The sequence below is a fragment of the Pantoea sp. EKM21T genome (assembly GCF_011800405.1).
Classification (GTDB): Bacteria; Pseudomonadota; Gammaproteobacteria; order Enterobacterales; family Enterobacteriaceae; genus Pantoea; species Pantoea agglomerans.
Genome location: NZ_JAALFV010000001.1, coordinates 267,199 through 285,311, shown reverse-complemented (window position 1 = coordinate 285,311; position 18,113 = coordinate 267,199). Strand labels below are relative to the sequence as shown.

The 18,113-nt window shown below is 54.2% G+C and carries 15 protein-coding genes; 12 read left to right on the top strand and 3 right to left on the bottom strand.

Annotation, left to right across the window (positions count from 1 at the left end; all coding sequences use genetic code 11):
* Positions 1 to 14: 14 nt before the first annotated feature.
* Together focA and ycaO are read right to left on the bottom strand one after the other, a co-directional pair.
* A complete protein-coding gene (gene focA / locus HFD87_RS01405; protein WP_010254939.1) occupies positions 15 to 875 on the bottom strand; it encodes a formate transporter FocA in 861 nt (286 codons plus the stop codon).
* 373 nt (positions 876 to 1,248) lie between these two features.
* On the bottom strand, positions 1,249 to 3,012 hold the full coding sequence (gene ycaO, locus HFD87_RS01400; RefSeq protein WP_010254940.1) for a 30S ribosomal protein S12 methylthiotransferase accessory factor YcaO: 1,764 nt from the start codon (positions 3,010 to 3,012) through the stop codon (positions 1,249 to 1,251).
* Between the two features lie 326 nt (positions 3,013 to 3,338).
* Between ycaO and serC the strand changes: the two genes are divergently transcribed.
* The 12 genes from serC to HFD87_RS01340 all read left to right on the top strand — a co-directional run bounded on the left by serC (position 3,339) and on the right by HFD87_RS01340 (position 17,346).
* Positions 3,339 to 4,424 carry a 3-phosphoserine/phosphohydroxythreonine transaminase gene (gene serC / locus HFD87_RS01395; RefSeq protein WP_010669757.1) on the top strand — a complete coding sequence of 362 codons (1,086 nt, stop codon included), beginning with the start codon at positions 3,339 to 3,341 and terminating at the stop codon, positions 4,422 to 4,424.
* Positions 4,425 to 4,506: 82 nt separating this feature from the next.
* Positions 4,507 to 5,793, top strand: a complete 1,287-nt coding sequence (aroA, locus tag HFD87_RS01390; RefSeq protein ID WP_010254943.1) for a 3-phosphoshikimate 1-carboxyvinyltransferase — start codon at positions 4,507 to 4,509, stop codon at positions 5,791 to 5,793.
* A gap of 198 nt (positions 5,794 to 5,991) precedes the next feature.
* Positions 5,992 to 6,678: a (d)CMP kinase gene (gene cmk, locus HFD87_RS01385; RefSeq protein WP_010254946.1), complete on the top strand. Its 687-nt coding sequence runs from the start codon at positions 5,992 to 5,994 to the stop codon at positions 6,676 to 6,678.
* A gap of 108 nt (positions 6,679 to 6,786) precedes the next feature.
* Positions 6,787 to 8,460 (top strand): 30S ribosomal protein S1, encoded by a 1,674-nt coding sequence (gene rpsA / locus HFD87_RS01380; protein ID WP_003849352.1) that lies wholly within the window; start codon positions 6,787 to 6,789, stop codon positions 8,458 to 8,460.
* Between the two features lie 82 nt (positions 8,461 to 8,542).
* The gene (ihfB, locus tag HFD87_RS01375; RefSeq protein WP_003849360.1) at positions 8,543 to 8,827 is read left to right on the top strand and encodes an integration host factor subunit beta; all 285 of its coding nucleotides are present in this window, start codon (positions 8,543 to 8,545) and stop codon (positions 8,825 to 8,827) included.
* Between the two features lie 204 nt (positions 8,828 to 9,031).
* Entirely contained in the window at positions 9,032 to 11,287 is a 2,256-nt protein-coding gene (locus HFD87_RS01370) for a DNA internalization-related competence protein ComEC/Rec2 (protein WP_167422845.1), read from the top strand.
* A 34-nt stretch (positions 11,288 to 11,321) separates the two neighbouring features.
* Positions 11,322 to 13,070: a lipid A ABC transporter ATP-binding protein/permease MsbA gene (gene msbA, locus HFD87_RS01365; RefSeq protein WP_010669759.1), complete on the top strand. Its 1,749-nt coding sequence runs from the start codon at positions 11,322 to 11,324 to the stop codon at positions 13,068 to 13,070.
* A complete protein-coding gene (gene lpxK, locus HFD87_RS01360) occupies positions 13,067 to 14,053 on the top strand; it encodes a tetraacyldisaccharide 4'-kinase (RefSeq protein WP_010669760.1) in 987 nt (328 codons plus the stop codon). Before msbA ends, lpxK begins: the two co-directional genes overlap by 4 nt.
* Before the next feature lie 39 nt (positions 14,054 to 14,092).
* Positions 14,093 to 15,307, top strand: a complete 1,215-nt coding sequence (locus HFD87_RS01355; RefSeq protein WP_010669761.1) for a winged helix-turn-helix domain-containing protein — start codon at positions 14,093 to 14,095, stop codon at positions 15,305 to 15,307.
* A gap of 105 nt (positions 15,308 to 15,412) precedes the next feature.
* Positions 15,413 to 15,595 (top strand): Trm112 family protein, encoded by a 183-nt coding sequence (locus HFD87_RS01350; protein ID WP_003849374.1) that lies wholly within the window; start codon positions 15,413 to 15,415, stop codon positions 15,593 to 15,595.
* Positions 15,592 to 16,341, top strand: a complete 750-nt coding sequence (gene kdsB / locus HFD87_RS01345) for a 3-deoxy-manno-octulosonate cytidylyltransferase (RefSeq protein WP_010254955.1) — start codon at positions 15,592 to 15,594, stop codon at positions 16,339 to 16,341. The genes HFD87_RS01350 and kdsB overlap by 4 nt, the downstream gene beginning before the upstream one ends.
* Before the next feature lie 111 nt (positions 16,342 to 16,452).
* The gene (locus HFD87_RS01340) at positions 16,453 to 17,346 is read left to right on the top strand and encodes a fructosamine kinase family protein (RefSeq protein ID WP_033771276.1); all 894 of its coding nucleotides are present in this window, start codon (positions 16,453 to 16,455) and stop codon (positions 17,344 to 17,346) included.
* Here HFD87_RS01340 and elyC read toward each other — a convergent pair.
* Positions 17,326 to 18,111: an envelope biogenesis factor ElyC gene (elyC, locus tag HFD87_RS01335; protein ID WP_061704154.1), complete on the bottom strand. Its 786-nt coding sequence runs from the start codon at positions 18,109 to 18,111 to the stop codon at positions 17,326 to 17,328. The two genes, HFD87_RS01340 and elyC, sit on opposite strands and share 21 nt — an antisense overlap.
* Positions 18,112 to 18,113 lie beyond the last annotated feature (2 nt).

Sequence of the window (18,113 nt, the reverse complement as noted above, 5' to 3'; positions counted from 1 at the left end):
CGTCAAAAATGCGTTTAATGAACCTGGTCACCTTTACGGAGATAGATAACCCAGTAGGTCAACCCAACCAGAACGCCGCCGCCGATAATGTTTCCGATGGTCACGGGAATCAGGTTGTCGATAATAAAGTTACTGAGGGTCAGCGAGTGAAACTGTGCCGCCGTGGTGCCAGCTGCCTGCCAGAATTCAGGTGTCGCGAAGTCACGAATAGCAATGGCATAGGGTATAAGAAACATGTTGGCGATACTGTGTTCGAAACCGCTTGCGACAAACATCGCAACAGGCAGAATCATCACGACCAGCTTATCGGTCAGGGTGCGGCCTGAGTAACTCATCCAGACGGCGAGACAGACCAGCAGATTGGCCAATGTACCCAGACAAACCGCTTCTATGAAGGTGTGATGCATCTTGTGATCGGCGGTTTGCAGGACATTCAATCCCCAGGCGCCATTCGCGACCATGTGCTGTCCGGCAAACCACATCAGAGCGACAAAGAAGAGTGCACCTGCAAGGTTACCGGCGTAGACGTTAATCCAGTTGCGGGCCAGCTGTCCCCAGCTGATGCGGCCACTGGCTTTGGCGACAACGATTAATACAGTAGAGGTAAAAAGGTCGGCACCACATACCACGACCAGCATTAAGCCGAGTGAAAAGCAGATACCTCCAATCAGTTTGGCTATGCCATATGGCATCGCGCCGCTACCGGTGGTCGCTGTAATATAAAAAACGAATGCGATTGAGATAAATACGCCGGCGTTTATTGCCAGAAAGAAGGTCGTAAAAGGATGTTTGGTTGCTTTATAGATACCCGCGTCTTCGGCCACTTTCGCCATCGCGGCGGGTAATAAAAGATTAAAAGGGTTGTCAGTTTTCACACTAACTTACTCCTGAAGTTGTCTGAAAAAATACTAACAAAGGAGTATAGGTCAGTAATTGATATGGATCATGTTTGCCAGGGTGGTAACCCACTGGTCGCAAATTAATGAGAAAATAATGAGTTAACTAGCTGAATATAGACAAATAAATTTATTTTAAAAATACAAAAATATTTTAATATAAAGTGATGCGCCACTTTTTTAGTTCAGCCTGTGTTATTAATTAATGGCTTATATGTTAATTAAAATGATGTGATGTAATGGGAAGGAATTTTAAAGTAGCTAATGTTTCATAGAGAAAGTGGGGAAGGATGGCACCAGATAAATCCAGTGCCATGTTTAACCGTCTGCTTTCAGTCTGACGCGTCAGGGCTTACGCGTTTTTCCAGTAGTGACGTTTGGCGTTTTGCAGTTTTTCGTAGGCGGCAAGCAGCGACTGATGGGCAGGGAAGGCCTGCAGCTCATCATCAACAGCCTGAAGGCCGTTAAACGGATTCTCACCACTGATCGCGGCGGAGGCTGCTTCCATTGCGCTCTCACCATACATCCGCAGGAAAGCGTGATGATACTGCAACGGATCACGCTCATCTTCCATAGCCAGTAACAGCAGGGTCTGCAGGCAACGATAGTAGTTAGCGCGCTCTGGCGTAAAGATTGAGCTGTTAAACTCCATCGTCCATTCTGTCCAGATCAATGCCTGATCCAGATCGCCGCCCGCCAGCGCCAGCATCGCTTTTAATTCGCCAACACGCAGCGTGTACCAGCCATTGTCTTTACCGGTCGCCAGACCCAGCAGCTCACGAACACGGGTGAAGTCGTCAAAGCCTTCATCATCAAGCTGTCCAATCAGATCCAGATACTCTTCCGGATTCCAGTTGCTGTCAGGCAGGGCCAGCAGGGTTTCACGCATGCCCGCTCCCATGCTGTTGTTCGCCAGGAACAGATCTTCTGCCGGGTAGATATCAGACATGCCTGGCACGATGATGCGGCAGGCATAGACACCCAGATGCTCGTAGTCTGCAATATAGACTTCCTGATCTTCCGAGGCGAAGATTGCCATCAGCGTGGCGAATTCCTGTTCGGTGCTGCCCGCGAATGACCAGTCGACAAAAGGATAATCCGCAGTTTCTTTAAACAGATCCCAGGAGATCAGGCCGCTTGAATCGATGAAGTGTGTTTCAAGGTTGGCATGCTCAGCCACTTCTTCGTCATCAAAGGTCGGTGGGGTAAACACATCCAGATCTTTGAGGCTTCGGCCCTGCAGCAACTCGGTAACGGTACGCTCCAGCGCCACACCGAAATCAGGGTGAGCACCAAATGAGGCAAAACAGGTTCCGTTGGTTGGGTTAAACAGCACCACGCAGATAACCGGATATTTACCGCCGAGAGAGGCGTCATAAGCGAAAATCGGGAAGCCTTCCGCTTCAAGACGTGCAATCGCTTCGATCACTTCAGGATAACGTTGCATCACGTCATCTGGAATCGCAGGCAGGCTGATCGCTTCAGCAATAATGCGGTTTTTAATGTAGCGCTCAAACACTTCAGACAGCCCCTGAACACGCGCTTCGTTCGCGGTATTACCTGCCGACATGCCGTTTGAGACATAGAGGTTGCCGATAATATTCATCGGGATATAGACAGTCTGCTGGTCGGACTGACGGGTAAAGGGCAGGGCGCAGATACCACGTTCAGTATTCCCGGACTGCAGATCAATCAGGCCGGAAGCCGTCAGGGCATTGTCGGGATCGTAAAATGCGCGCAGGCGCGGATCCAGAATACCTTCAGGTAAGGACTCATCATCAGGTAACGCAAACCATTTTTCATTGGGATAGTGAACAAAATCGCCGTTAGCGATCTTTTTTCCCAGCCAGAAGTCAGCAAAAAAATAGTTAGTTGAGAGACGCTCGAAATACTCGCCCAGCGCGGAGGCCAGCGCCGCTTTTTTACTGGCGCCCTTGCCGTTGGTAAAACAGAGCGGGCAATCGCGGTCGCGGATATGCACTGACCAGACATGGGGGACAGGATTCAGCCAGGATGCTTCTTCAATGTTAAAGCCAAGATCCTGCAGCTTGTTCTGGAAACGCGCAATGGAGTCTTCCAGTGCGGCATCTTTGCCCGGGATAAATGTTTGCGTCATAGTGCCGCTCTCTCAGTTGTCATAGGGTGCGTAAAGCGCGCAATGATACGGATTTTGCTAACAGACCGCTATCAGGGCGGGACATTTTTACCGGCTTACTTTACCGGCTTAGTTTTCATCACTTTCGCTCTAAGGCCAAACGCGAATTAATGGCGCTGGATAAAGCCTCACAAAATTCCGCGCAGATTTGCATTGGTAACATAACCTCCGGCGAGCCAGATTCAGAAAATGTGACCGCTCCCTGATTTATGATTGCAGCTATCAGAATGCAGTGATAAAACCGGATGGTTATTCATAACCGTTCGATATGACAGTGGTGAGGGGAAATGACGCAAGTTTATAATTTTAGCTCTGGCCCGGCGATGCTACCGGTTGAAGTGCTTCGTCGTGCAGAACAGGAACTGACGAACTGGCGCGGTCTGGGTACCTCTGTAATGGAGATCAGTCACCGCAGTAAAGAGTTTATTCAGGTGGCTGAAGAAGCGGAGCAGGACTTCCGTGATCTGCTAAAAATACCGTCGAATTACAAAGTTTTATTCTGTCATGGTGGGGCGCGTGCGCAGTTCGCTGCCGTACCGGGAAATCTGCTGGGTAAAGCGACCAGTGCCGACTATGTTGATGGCGGTTACTGGGCGCATAGCGCAATAAAAGAAGCGGAAAAGTATTGTTCCCCACGCACGCTGGATGTCAAAACAACGCGCGACGGTAAACGAGCCATCCTGCCGATGAGCGAATGGGAGGTGAGTGAGACGTCCGCTTACCTGCATTTCTGCCCGAATGAAACCATTGATGGCATCGCGATTGACGAACAGCCCGACTTTGGCAGTAAAACCGTTGTTGCTGATTTCTCATCCACCATTCTGTCACGCCCTATCGATGTGAGTCGTTACGGTGTGATTTATGCGGGTGCGCAGAAAAATGTGGGCCCGGCCGGATTAACGCTGGTTGTCGTTCGCGAAGATCTGCTGGGTCAGGCGCACGCTTCTGTGCCCTCAATCCTCGATTATAAAGTGCTGGCCGATAACGATTCGATGTTTAACACCCCGCCGACTTTTGCGTGGTATCTCTCAGGGCTGGTGTTTAAATGGCTGAAAGAGAAGGGCGGTGTCGCTGAAATTGATCGTATCAATCAGGCAAAATCTGACCTGCTTTATGGCGTAATCGATCACAGTGGCTTCTATCGTAATGATGTGGCAACAGAAAACCGCTCACGCATGAACATCCCTTTCCAGCTGGCCGATGCTTCACTCGATGCGCTGTTCCTGGAAGAGTCGTTTAAGGCGGGATTACACGCGCTTAAAGGCCATCGTGTAGTAGGCGGTATGCGCGCCTCTATTTATAATGCGATGCCGCTGGAAGGTGTGAAGGCCCTGACCGATTTCATGGTCGATTTTGAACGCCGTCACGGCTGATTATTAAGATATCAGCATTGATGCTGATGCCAGACCTCGTCACACGGCGAGGTCTCTGTATTTTTTGAGGATTTCGTTTCACATGCAGGACTCCCTGACTCTCCAACCGATTGCGCGCGTCAACGGCACGGTAAATCTGCCCGGCTCAAAGAGCGTTTCCAATCGTGCATTGCTGCTGGCTGCTCTGGCTAAAGGTACAACCCGTCTTACCAACCTGCTCGACAGCGACGACGTTAAGCACATGCTGAACGCGCTGACCGCGCTTGGTGTAAGCTATACGCTTTCCAGCGATCGCACCCTGTGTGAAGTGACGGGAAATGCCGGGCCACTGCACGCATCTCAACCGCTGTCACTGTTTCTGGGCAATGCCGGAACCGCAATGCGTCCGCTGGCCGCGGCGCTTTGTCTGGGCCAGCACGATATCGAACTGACCGGCGAACCCCGCATGAAAGAGCGTCCAATCGGGCATCTGGTTGACGCACTTCGTCAGGGCGGAGCAACCATTGAGTACCTGGAAAACGAAAACTACCCGCCGCTGCGTTTACGCGGTGGTTTTACCGGGGGTGAAGTCAGTGTGGATGGCAGCGTTTCCAGCCAGTTCCTGACAGCGCTGCTGATGACCGCGCCGCTGGCACAGCAGGATACCTGCATCACCATCAAAGGTGATTTGGTGTCGAAACCTTACATCGATATTACCCTCAATCTGATGCAGTGCTTTGGCGTCGAGGTTGAGAATCAGAACTATCAGCGCTTCCTGATCAAGGGACAGCAACAGTATCAGTCGCCGGGTGATTACCTGGTTGAAGGCGATGCCTCTTCCGCTTCCTATTTCCTGGCCGCTGCCGCCATTAAAGGCGGAACGGTTCGTGTTACCGGGATTGGACGCCAGAGTGTGCAGGGTGACATCCGGTTTGCTGACGTGCTGGAAAAGATGGGCGCGACGATTGAGTGGGGCGATGATTACATTGCCTGTACGGCCGGAAAACTGCAGGCCATCGATATGGACATGAACCATATTCCGGATGCTGCAATGACCATCGCGACTACGGCGCTATTTGCAGAGGGCACTACCCGGTTACGCAATATTTATAACTGGCGGGTAAAAGAGACCGATCGACTGAGCGCAATGGCCACAGAGCTGCGTAAAGTCGGGGCAGAAGTCGAAGAGGGTCATGACTACATCCGTATTACGCCGCCAGCGACGCTGATTCATGCGGATATTGGCACCTACAATGACCACCGCATGGCGATGTGTTTCTCTCTGGTTGCACTTTCTGATACCCCGGTGACCATTCTCGATCCTGGCTGTACTGCAAAAACCTTCCCGGACTATTTCGTTCAACTGGCTAAAATCAGCCAGAGCGCCTGATATCTCCCCTTCCGGTGCGGTTCGCACCGGAACTCCCCTGATTTTATCTGGCTGTAACAGGCCAGAGATCCTCTGAATTGACTAAGATTACGAACCTGATCAGTGCGAAAGGGTAACCAAGCCGTGCTATGCAGCGTATAATGCTAGTCATTAATGGTGACCGAAAGGTCAGGAAGCACGCAGCAACAGGAGGGAATAATGACAGTAACTGCCCCGGTCATAACTATTGATGGGCCAAGTGGAGCGGGAAAGGGAACCCTGTGCAAAGCGATGGCGGAATCGCTGCAGTGGCATCTGCTGGACTCCGGTGCTATTTATCGCGTGCTGGCGTTGGCCGCATTGCATCATCAGGTGGAGATTGAATCTGAAGAGGCGCTGGTGCCGATTGCCGCTCACCTGGATGTGCGCTTTGTGTCACAAAATGGTGAAATGCAGGTCATACTTGAAGGTGAAGATGTCACCGGTGAAATCCGTACTCAGGAGGTCAGCAACACCGCTTCTCGTGTTGCCGCTTTTCCCCGGGTACGCGAAGCATTATTGCGCCGCCAGCGCGGTTTCCGCGAGATGCCTGGCCTGATTGCTGATGGCCGTGATATGGGCACCGTGGTTTTTCCGGATGCGCCAGTGAAAATTTTCCTTGATGCCAGCCCGGAAGAGCGTGCTCAGCGCCGTATGCTACAGTTGCAGGATAATGGCTTTAATGTTAACTTTGACCGCCTTTTAGCCGAGATAAAAGAACGCGACGACCGCGATCGTAATCGCGCAATTGCGCCTTTAGTAGCCGCTGGCGATGCATTGGTTCTGGACTCTACCGAGATGTCTATCGATCAAGTCATTGAAAAAGCGCTACAATATGCCCGCGAGAAGCTGGGTATTACGGCTTAACTGAATCTACCACCCTGTACCATGGATCCGGTGCCGGGCATGTGAAACAACCCCATCCGACATGAAGTCAGATGGACGTTAAATTGAAGAATCCTGAAGATTATCAATATGACTGAATCTTTTGCTCAACTATTTGAAGAATCCTTAAAAACAATCGAAACCCGCCCGGGTTCTATCGTTCGTGGCATCGTCGTTTCTATCGACAAAGATGTCGTTCTGGTTGATGCGGGTCTGAAATCTGAATCTGCAATTCCTGCAGAGCAGTTCAAGAACGCAGCCGGCGAACTGGAAATCCAGGTAGGCGACGAAGTTGATGTTGCTCTGGATGCAGTGGAAGACGGCTTCGGTGAAACCCTGCTGTCCCGTGAGAAAGCTAAGCGCCATGAAGCATGGATCACGCTGGAGAAAGCTTACGAAGACGCTGAAACTGTTACCGGTGTTATCAACGGCAAAGTTAAAGGCGGCTTCACAGTTGAGCTCAACGGTATCCGTGCGTTCCTGCCAGGTTCACTGGTAGATGTGCGTCCGGTGCGCGATACGCTGCACCTGGAAGGCAAAGAGCTTGAATTCAAAGTGATCAAGCTGGATCAGAAACGCAACAACGTCGTGGTTTCACGTCGTGCGGTTATCGAATCCGAAAACAGCGCAGAGCGCGATCAGCTGCTGGAAAACCTGCAGGAAGGCATGGAAGTCAAAGGTATCGTTAAGAACCTGACTGACTACGGTGCATTCGTTGATCTGGGCGGCGTTGACGGCCTGCTGCACATCACTGACATGGCATGGAAACGCGTTAAGCATCCAAGCGAAATCGTCAACGTGGGCGACGAAATCACCGTTAAGGTGCTGAAGTTCGACCGCGAGCGTACCCGTGTTTCTCTGGGTCTGAAGCAGCTGGGCGAAGATCCATGGGTTGCTATCGCTAAACGCTATCCGGAAGGCACCCGCCTGACCGGTCGTGTTACCAACCTGACTGATTACGGCTGCTTCGTGGAAATCGAAGAAGGCGTTGAAGGTCTGGTACACGTGTCTGAAATGGACTGGACCAACAAAAACATCCATCCGTCTAAAGTTGTTAACGTAGGCGACGTGGTTGAAGTTATGGTTCTGGACATTGACGAAGAGCGTCGTCGTATCTCCCTGGGTCTGAAGCAGTGTAAATCTAACCCATGGCAGCTGTTCGCTGAGACGCACAACAAAGGCGATCGTGTTGAAGGTAAAATCAAGTCAATCACTGACTTCGGTATCTTCATCGGCCTGGATGGCGGCATCGACGGTCTGGTTCACCTGTCTGACATCTCCTGGAACGCGACTGGCGAAGAAGCCGTTCGTGAGTACAAAAAAGGCGACGAAATCGCTGCCGTTGTACTGCAGGTTGATGCAGAGCGCGAGCGTATCTCTCTGGGCGTTAAACAGCTGGCAGAAGATCCGTTCAACAACTACATCACTTTGAACAAGAAAGGTGCCATCGTCACCGGTAAAGTGACTGCAGTTGATGCTAAAGGTGCTACAGTTGAATTAGCAGACGGCGTTGAGGGTTACCTGCGCGCTTCTGAAGCTTCACTGGACCGCATTGAAGATGCAACTCTGGTTCTGAACGTTGGCGACGACGTTGAAGCTAAGTTCACCGGCGTTGATCGTAAAAACCGTGTCGTAAGCCTGTCTGTCCGTGCGAAAGACCAGGCTGATGAGAAAGAAGCTATCAATACTGTTAACACCAAACAGGAAGAAGGCAATTTCTCTAGCGCTATGGCTGAAGCGTTCAAAGCGGCTAAAGGCGAGTAATCGGCCTGAAGCACCGGGTGGGCAACCACCCGGTTTCGGTAAAAGCTGTCATACATTCCCATAGGGATAAACCGGAGGTTACATGACCAAGTCAGAACTGATCGAAAGACTGGCGGGACAGCATACTCATATACCGGCGAAAGTCGTTGAGGATGCAGTAAAAGAGATGCTTGAGCACATGGCCACTACGCTGGCACAGGGCGAACGCATCGAAATCCGGGGATTCGGCAGCTTTTCTTTGCACTATCGCGCTCCGCGTACTGGACGTAACCCGAAAACGGGTGACAAAGTGGATCTGGAAGGTAAATACGTTCCCCACTTTAAGCCAGGCAAAGAGCTGCGCGATCGCGCAAATATCTACGGCTAAGCCGATACCGAACCAGATAAACGACATCTCCGGATGTCGTTTTTTTTTGCCTGCGATTCAGGCTCAGACCTGACATCCGGATTGCTGTCATCAACACTGCAACACCGCACTCTCTTTGTGAGAGCGCTCCAGCCTGCCTGATCATCCGCTGTTACTTTCATCTCCTTTGCCCAGAATAATCGAACTGAATCAATGGATACGATTATGCTGACATGGACCGTTCTGGCGCGACTGGCGATCGTTGCAACGTTACCGCTAATGCTGATGGCCCGGCTGCCTTCCGGTGAGGTGATGTGGGGCTTCCTCCTCACAGGACTGGCTCTGCTGCATTGCCCTTACCAACCCGTCCGTCTGGCCGGTATTACTCTGCTGTTGCTGGCATGGGCCTGTAACGACGCCCGTCTGATAGTGCGGGATATCGAAAAGTTCTCGGCGCGTCCTGCCACCTACACCCTTCAGATCAGTGAACTGCGGAAAGAGCGGAAGCAAATCCGGGTTCGTCTGCTGAAAGAGGAGGGCAGGATGATTTTTCCGCCTCGCTTTGCCTGGCTCTGGTTTGATGCTGATCCGGAGGTCTACTGTCCAGGACAACGCTGGACGATGCAACTACGTCTGCGACCGGTACATGCCCGCCTTAATGAGGGCGATTTTGATGCGCAGCGTTTTGCACTGGCTAATAATACGCCGCTTCAGGGACGAATCCTTAAGCAGACTGCGGTAAGCGATCGCTGTGATAGCCGCTGGCGATTTATTTTATGGCATCGTGACAGGACCCGTGCAATGCCTGCACGTGCAACGCTGGAGGCACTGGCTTTTGGCATTCGGGATGAGATGAGCCAGCAGACGCGTCAGCTACTGCGGGATACCGGTACCGCGCATCTGATGGCGATATCGGGCATGCATATCGCCCTGGCCGCCAGCACCGGCTGGATGATTGCGCGTGGGGTGCAATTTATCTTGTCAGCCCGTTATATCAGCTATCTTTTCCCCCTCATCGTGAGCTGGCTGTTTGCTGCAATCTATACCTGGCTCTCCGGTGCACAGCCTCCCGCAGAGCGTTCGCTGCTTGCCCTGACGCTATGGGCGATAACACGGTTTGCGGGTGTTCAGCTGAATAGCTGGCAGGTCTGGACGTTCTGTATTGCGTTGCTGCTGGTAACCGACCCGCTGACCGTGCTCTCTGACAGCTTCTGGCTCTCGGTACTGGCTGTGGGCATGCTGCTGGTCTGGTATCACTGGTTCCCGCTGCCTGCGTCGTTCCGTCAGCAACGGCGCTGGATTCCGGTACAGCTGCTGCATTTACAGGCGGGCATGATGATTTTAATGGTGCCGTTGCAGGTGGCGATTTTCAACGGCATCAGCCTGACTGCGCTGGTGGCAAATGTTGTCGCGATTCCGGTCGTCTCGTTTATTACCATGCCTCTGGTGACGCTCGCCCTGCTGCTGCCGGTAGCGCATTTATCTGGCTTCTTCTGGGGAGCGGCCGATCTCACTTTACGTGCACTGTTTCATTGCCTGACGTTGCTGCCACCAGGCTGGTGGCCGCTGAGTGGCACAACCTGGTTTACGGTCATGGTATGGGGCGGTCTGATTCTCTGGCGTGCGCAACTCTTTTTTTCTCTGCCGTTAAGCAGCGGCGCCTTAGCGCTGGCAATGATACTGAGTCGCCAGCCAGAACAGGAGCAGGGCTGGCGAATCGATATGCTGGATATCGGGCACGGTCTGAGTCTGGTGATCAGCCAGGGCGACGAGGCAGTGATGTATGATACCGGCCCGCGCTGGCAGAACGATAATGCGGGAAGTCGGGTGATCATTCCGTGGCTGGAGCGCCGGCAGCTACGGTTAAAACAGGTCATCCTGAGTCATAAACATCTGGATCATACTGGCGGGCTGGCGGCGATTACTCAACGCTGGCCAGCGGTTGAAGTCAGAAGTGCGCTGGCTGATGAGGCACACTTACCCTGCGTACGGGGCACGCAGTGGCGCTGGCGGCAGCTCCACTTTCGGGTGGTCTGGCCGCTGACGGCCCCCCTGCCGGGCGGAAATAATGACTCCTGTGTGGTGATCGTCGATGATGGCCAGGTTCGTCTGATGTTAACCGGTGACATTGAAGCGAAAGCGGAACGCCAGCTGGTGGCGCTGGAGAAGCAGGGGCTGAAGGTCGATATTCTGCAGGTCCCGCACCACGGCAGCCGGACTTCGTCGACCTCATTGCTGCTGCGTAAAGCCGCAGGCCACACCGCTATCGCCTCGCTGGCACGCTACAATGCATGGCGTATGCCCGCGAAAAATGTGCTGGAAAACTATCGAACGGCCGGTTTTCACTGGCTGGATACGGGCCAGTCAGGACAAATCAGTATCAGGATAGAGCAGGGCAGAGCGCAGGTTTCTACCCTGCGGGAACAATTAATGCCCCGTTGGTATCATCAGTGGTTTGGCGTCAAACGCGAATCCAGGTAGAATGGCCGGCTATTTCCAACAGCGTGAATAAATAATGCATCAAGATAAAGATCTCTCTACGTGGCAGACGTTTCGCCGACTCTGGCCGATGATCGCGCCTAATAAAGCGGGATTAATTGCGGCCTCAGTCGCCCTGATTATTAATGCTGCGGGCGACGCCTTAATGCTCTCACTGTTGAAACCGTTACTGGATGATGGTTTTGGTAAAGCTGACAGATCGGTGATGCTATGGCTGCCGTTAGTGGTTATTGGCCTGATGCTGGTCCGCGGAGTCACCAGTTATATCTCCAGCTACTGCATCTCCTGGGTCTCTGGCAACGTCGTGATGAACATCCGCCGTCGTCTGTTCAGCCATATGATGGGCATGCCGGTTTCGTTTTTCGACCAGCAGTCAACCGGCACCCTGTTGTCACGCATTACTTACGATTCTGAGCAGGTCGCCTCCTCTTCTTCGGGCGCGCTGGTCACCGTAGTGCGTGAAGGGGCTTCCATTATTGGCCTGTTTATCATGATGTTCTACTACAGCTGGCAGCTGTCGCTGATCCTGATTGTACTGGCACCTATCGTCTCCTTTGCTATCCGCACCGTCTCTAAGCGCTTCCGCACCATCAGCAAAAGTATGCAGAACACTATGGGGCAGGTGACAACCAGCGCCGAGCAGATGCTGAAAGGGCACAAAGAAGTGCTGATTTTTGGCGGACAGGACATTGAATCGGAGCGCTTTTCCCGCGTCAGTAACCGGATGCGTCAGCAGGGAATGAAACTCGTTTCAGCCTCCTCCATTTCCGATCCGATTATTCAGCTGATCGCGTCGCTGGCACTGGCTTTTGTGCTCTATGCCGCCAGCTTCCCCAGCGTCATGGATACCCTGACAGCCGGTACCATCACCGTGGTCTTCTCCTCGATGATTGCCCTGATGCGCCCGCTTAAGTCTCTGACCAACGTCAACGCCCAGTTCCAGCGTGGGATGGCGGCCTGTCAGACACTGTTCTCTATTCTGGATAGTGAGCAGGAAGTAGATAACGGTACGCGCGAAATCACCCGTGCTAAAGGAGATATTGAATTCCGTGATGTGACCTTTACCTACCCAGGTCGTGAAATTCCGGCACTGCGTAATATCAATCTGTCGCTGCCAGCAGGAAAAACGGTGGCGCTGGTGGGCCGTTCCGGTTCCGGTAAGTCTACGATGGCGAGCCTGCTGACCCGCTTTTATGATATCCAGCAGGGCGAGATCCTGCTGGACGGTCATGATCTGCGTGAGTACAGCCTGCGCTCATTGCGTAATCAGGTGGCGCTGGTGTCACAGAATGTGCACCTCTTCAACGACACGATTGCCAATAACATCGCGTATGCCCGCAGTGAGCAATACAGCCGTGAAGAGATCGAGCAGGCGGCCACCATGGCGCATGCCATGGACTTTATCAATAAAATGGATAAGGGCCTGGATACGATGATTGGCGAGAATGGCGTGCTGTTATCTGGCGGTCAGCGTCAGCGTATTGCCATTGCCCGTGCGTTGTTACGTGATTGCCCGATCCTGATCCTCGATGAAGCCACCTCGGCGCTGGATACCGAGTCTGAACGCGCGATTCAGTCTGCACTGGATGAGTTGCAGAAGAACCGTACCTCGCTGGTGATTGCGCACCGACTCTCTACCATCGAGAAAGCGGATGAAATCGTGGTTATTGAAGATGGCCAGATTGTTGAACGCGGTACGCATCAGGTGCTGTTAGCAGAACGCGGTGCCTATGCACAGCTGCACAAGATGCAATTCGGCCAATGATTGAACGTATCTGGAGTGGTCGCTCACCGCTATGGCTACTGCTATGGCCATTCAGCCTGCTGTATGGTGCGATCACGGCCCTGATACGCTTCAGTTACAGGCGCGGCTGGCGTAAAAGCTGGCGTGCGCCTCTGCCGGTCGTGGTGGTGGGTAACCTGACTGCCGGCGGGAATGGAAAGACGCCGGTGGTCATCTGGCTGGTCGAGGCATTACAGCAGCGCGGCCTGCGCGCTGGCGTGGTCTCCCGAGGATATGGCGGCAAGACGGACCACTATCCCTTGCTGGTCACGGCGCAGACCCCCACCGAACAGGCCGGGGATGAGCCGGTATTGATCGCCCAGCGCACCGGGGCGCCGGTCGCGGTCGCCCCTCAACGGCGACGGGCGATTGAGGCGTTACTGAAACAGGGTTCGCTGGATGTGATCATCACGGATGATGGCCTGCAGCATTACGCCCTGCAGCGCGATCGCGAGATCGTGGTGGTTGATGGGGTCCGTCGTTTTGGTAATGGCTGGTGGTTGCCTGCCGGTCCGATGCGTGAACGTGCCGATCGTCTGCAGCAGGTCGATGCCGTGATCATTAACGGCGGCGAAGCACAGCCCGACGAGATTGCCATGCAACTTCAGCCCGGGCTGGCCACCAATCTGCTGACCGGTGAAACCTGCCCGCCGGAGCAACTGGGTGCGGTAGTCGCCATGGCCGGTATTGGTCATCCCCCGCGTTTTTTCACCACGCTGAAACAGCAGGGTATAACGCCGGTCGCAGAGATCGCCTTTGCCGATCATCATGCCTACAGCAAAGATGAACTGACCCGATTACTCCAGGCGGGTCAGCAACTGCTGATGACCGAAAAAGACGCGGTGAAATGCCGTCACTTTGCCCAGCCTGACTGGTGGTATTTGCCGGTCGATGCCCATTTAACTGGTAATGCCGTGACGCCGTTACTGGATGACATTGAACAACTCTGTCGCCATATTTCCTGATACCCGCCCCCGTTCAGGTGAAGCCTGATAAGGAAGAGGATGAACAGTACGCATTCACTTTCGTTACAGCAAGCACGCCACCTTCATCTCGCCGCGCAGGGCCTGCTGCGAACTCCGGCAAAACGTGCTGTTTATCAGGATCTGATTGACTGCATTTCCCGCATGTCGCTGCTGCAAATCGATACCATTCATGTGGTGGCCCGCAGTCCGTATCTGGTGCTGTTCAGTCGCCTGGGGAACTATCCTCAGGCATGGCTGGAACAGGCTCTGGCACAGGGCGAACTCTTTGAGTACTGGGCGCACGAAGCCTGCTTTATTCCCCGTGCCGATTACCGACTTCTTCGTCATCGCATGCTGTCGCCGGAACGTCTGGGCTGGAAATACAATGCGCAATGGGTCGCTGAGCACCAGCAGGCCATTGCCGAATTACTGCAGCAGATCAGAGACAACGGCCCGGTACGCGCCGCCGATTTTACCCATGCCGATAACCCGAAGTCAGGCTGGTGGGCATGGAAACCGCACAAACGTCATCTGGAGAATCTCTTCAGCGCCGGTGAGCTGATGGTCACCGAACGCCGTAATTTTCAGCGCGTCTACGATCTGCGCAGCCGCGTGATGCCCGACTGGCAGGATGCGATACATGGCATCAGTGAAGCGGAGGCGACCCGTCAGATGCTGATGAATAGCGCCCGCAGCTTAGGGGTTTTCCGCGCGGCCTGGCTGGCGGATTACTATCGCCTGAAGCGGGCACCCGTGAACAACTTTATCGCTGACGCCCAGGCTGCGGGCGATCTGGTCGCCGTCAATACAGAGGGACTGGGTGAGATGTGGCTGCATCGTGACTACGTGCCGTTGCTGGAGACACCGCTGCAGGCGACGCACAGCGCGCTGCTGTCGCCGTTTGATCCGGTAGTCTGGGATCGCAAGCGTGCGCGGGAGCTGTTCAATTTTGACTACCGTATTGAGTGCTATACCCCGGAGGAAAAACGCAAATTTGGCTATTTTGTTTTGCCCATCCTCCATCGCGGCCAGATAAAAGGGCGGCTGGATGCCCGCATGCTGCGTCAGGCAAAACAGCTGGAGATTAAAAACATCTGGCTGGAGGAGAAGACCCGCGTTACGGCGCGATTTTTGCTGGATATCCGGCGTGCTATCGAACGCTTCGCGACGTGGCAGGGTGCTGAAAGTGTCGCTATCCTGCAGGCACCCGACGCGCTTAACGATCAGTGGCCAGCCCTGTGGACGCTGGATTAATCAATTTTGCGGCAGCCGCTGCGGGATGGCGTTTTACCCCATCCCGCACGCGCCGCGCTATGGTATGCTTGAATCCTTAAGCATTCGGTCCCTGATGGAGGACATATGGATCATCGTTTACTCGAAATCGTTGCCTGCCCGGTTTGCAATGGCAAACTCTACTTCAACAATGCTCAACAGGAGCTGATCTGCAAACCTGATGGCCTGGCCTTCCCGGTCCGGGACGGCATTCCGGTGCTGCTGGAAACCGAAGCCCGCACGCTGTCAGTTGAAGAGATTCATCCATGAGTTTCACCGCTATCATTCCTGCGCGTTATGCGTCAACCCGCTTACCCGGCAAGCCGCTGCTCGATATCCACGGTAAACCGATGGTCGTGCATGTAATGGAGCGGGCCCGTGAATCGGGTGCCAGCCGGGTCATTGTTGCCACCGATCATCCCGACGTGGCGCAGGCAGTGGAAGCGGCAGGCGGCGAAGTCTGCATGACGCGCGCCGATCACCAGTCTGGCACTGAGCGACTGGCGGAAGTGATCGAAAAATATCAGTTTGCCGATGATGAAATCATCGTAAACGTGCAGGGCGATGAGCCGATGATTCCGGCCGAGATTGTGCGTCAGGTGGCGACCAATCTGGCGGGGTCGGCGGCCGGGATGGCGACGCTGGCGGTGCCGATCACCGATGTGGAAGAAGCTTTTAATCCGAATGCGGTGAAAGTCGTCATGGATGTGAATGGCTACGCGCTCTATTTTTCACGGGCGACCATACCCTGGGATCGTGAACGGTACGCCGCATCGCGCGAGCAGATCGGTGATACGCTGCTGCGCCACATTGGCATCTACGCTTACCGTGCTGGTTTTATACGCCGCTATGTCGCCTGGGCGCCTTGTCCTCTGGAACAGATTGAGCTGCTCGAGCAACTGCGTGTTTTATGGTACGGCGAAAAAATTCATGTCGCCGTCGCGAAAACCATTCCCAGTGTGGGTGTGGATACGCCAGACGATTTGCAACGCGTTCGTGATGCCATGCAGGCCTGACAAATGGGGAGCCTGTCTCCCCGTTTCAGCGCAACGTTCTTGATCCGCCGCTAAACTTATCTCCAACACTTCCTTCAGGATATTGTGATACTCATCTGAGGAGGATGCCGCATGGAACAGCTTAAATCGGAACTCACGCTGGCGCTGGGTGAAACCATCAGCCGCCTCGAAATGATCAGTGAACATCCACCCACTCGGCTTTATGCGTTATACGATCGGGACGGGCGCCCCATGCCGGTGGTGGCGAAATATTTTCGTCATCAGGGCCGGGCGGCGATGGAAGCCAGAAAGCTGGCGCTGCTGGGCCAGGCCGGACTGATCGCCGTGCCAGCGGTCTATGGTCTGGTGATGAGCCAGCAGCCGCCGGTGCATGAAATGCTCCTGCTGGCGCGACTGAATGGCGTAACGGCGGAAGCGCCTGCGCGGGATGCTCAGCGCTGGCAACAGTTTTGCGAACAGGTGGTCGAGGGAGTGCTGGCCTGGCACCGGCTCGACAGCCATGGCCTGGTCGGTACGGTGGACAGCACGCAGCAGAACAGCTGGCCCGCCTGGTATGCACAACGGGTTGAGGTGCTATGGGCGACCCTGAGCTATCTGCGTCCTCCAGCCTTTACGCTGGAAGATCGTCAGATTCTGTTTCGCTGCCGGGCACGACTGGCGCATCTGTTTCGCGGCTTCGACGATCCCTGCGTGATGGTTCACGGCAACGTTCAGCTGCAGAGCATGCTGAAAGATAGCCGCAGTGACCAGTTAATCGCGATGACACAGCCGGGCACCATCCTCTGGGCACCCCGTGAATACGATCTTATCCATCTGGATACCTCGCCTGCAGAAACGGCGCTGCTGCACAGCTACCTGCAACGGGCGCCGGTTTCAGAGGGTTTTGTCTGGCGTCGGTGGGTTTATCAACTGTGGGACTGCATTGAGCATCTGGTACAGACCGGCACGTTTAATCGTCCGCGTTTTGACCATGCACGCGCGCAATTACTTCCCTGGCTCGGCTGAGTCCGATTCCTCGCCTTTCAGCCGTTGCAATAGTGTGCCAAGCGTTTCGTAGACCGCACGTTCGCTGTGACTCAGCCAGATCGATGAGGGTATCGCCCGTTCCCATCCATTCAGCGGTGACGTAATCGCCAGCTGATTAGCGGGAGCGGCCATTGGCTTCAACCCAATCGCGTGGAAAAAGCGTATTGCCCGCGGCATATGATTCGCGGATGTGACCAGCAGAAACGGGCGATCGCCCACCACGGTTTTGACCGCCTGCGCTTCATCCGCGGTGTCGCGGGGCTGGTCGAGAATCTGAACATGTTCGCGGGGAACGCCCAGACTTTCCGCCACCTGTGCCGCTACCCAGGCGCTACTCTTTGGATTGGTGCCGCCCGCTGCGCCGGTAAAAATCAGCTTCGACTGCGGATTCCGCTGCCACTGACGAACGCCTTCTGCCACGCGCGGCAGACTGTTATTCAGCAGGTTCGAGCTGGGTGCCCACGCCGGGTTAAAGGTGTAGCCTCCACCCAGCACCACAATGAACTCCACCTTCTCTGATCCGTTCCAGGTCGGATAGCGGCTATCCAGCGGCAAAAGCAGACGATCGGCCAGCGGTTGCAGGCTCAGCAGCAGCAGTAACAGCCAGCTGACGGAGATCACGGTTTTGCCGCTTTTCTGCCAGCCAGTAAACCAAAGCAGTAAAATGCCAAGCGCCATCAGCAAAAGCAGAAACGGCAGGGGTAAAAGCAGCCCGCCGATAACTTTTTTAAGGGTAAATAACATCA

Excerpts from the sequence above, each read along its gene's own strand:
- HFD87_RS01370 (WP_167422845.1), top strand. The coding sequence starts at position 9,032 with ATGCTGACATGGACCGTTCTGGCGCGACTGGCGATCGTTGCAACGTTA.
- msbA (WP_010669759.1), top strand. The coding sequence starts at position 11,322 with ATGCATCAAGATAAAGATCTCTCTACGTGGCAGACGTTTCGCCGACTC.
- kdsB (WP_010254955.1), top strand. The coding sequence starts at position 15,592 with ATGAGTTTCACCGCTATCATTCCTGCGCGTTATGCGTCAACCCGCTTA.
- elyC (WP_061704154.1), bottom strand. The coding sequence starts at position 18,111 with ATGTTATTTACCCTTAAAAAAGTTATCGGCGGGCTGCTTTTACCCCTG.
- HFD87_RS01350 (WP_003849374.1), top strand. The coding sequence starts at position 15,413 with ATGGATCATCGTTTACTCGAAATCGTTGCCTGCCCGGTTTGCAATGGC.
- aroA (WP_010254943.1), top strand. The coding sequence starts at position 4,507 with ATGCAGGACTCCCTGACTCTCCAACCGATTGCGCGCGTCAACGGCACG.
- HFD87_RS01340 (WP_033771276.1), top strand. The coding sequence starts at position 16,453 with ATGGAACAGCTTAAATCGGAACTCACGCTGGCGCTGGGTGAAACCATC.
- cmk (WP_010254946.1), top strand. The coding sequence starts at position 5,992 with ATGACAGTAACTGCCCCGGTCATAACTATTGATGGGCCAAGTGGAGCG.
- ycaO (WP_010254940.1), bottom strand. The coding sequence starts at position 3,012 with ATGACGCAAACATTTATCCCGGGCAAAGATGCCGCACTGGAAGACTCC.
- serC (WP_010669757.1), top strand. The coding sequence starts at position 3,339 with ATGACGCAAGTTTATAATTTTAGCTCTGGCCCGGCGATGCTACCGGTT.
- HFD87_RS01355 (WP_010669761.1), top strand. The coding sequence starts at position 14,093 with ATGAACAGTACGCATTCACTTTCGTTACAGCAAGCACGCCACCTTCAT.
- rpsA (WP_003849352.1), top strand. The coding sequence starts at position 6,787 with ATGACTGAATCTTTTGCTCAACTATTTGAAGAATCCTTAAAAACAATC.
- ihfB (WP_003849360.1), top strand. The coding sequence starts at position 8,543 with ATGACCAAGTCAGAACTGATCGAAAGACTGGCGGGACAGCATACTCAT.
- lpxK (WP_010669760.1), top strand. The coding sequence starts at position 13,067 with ATGATTGAACGTATCTGGAGTGGTCGCTCACCGCTATGGCTACTGCTA.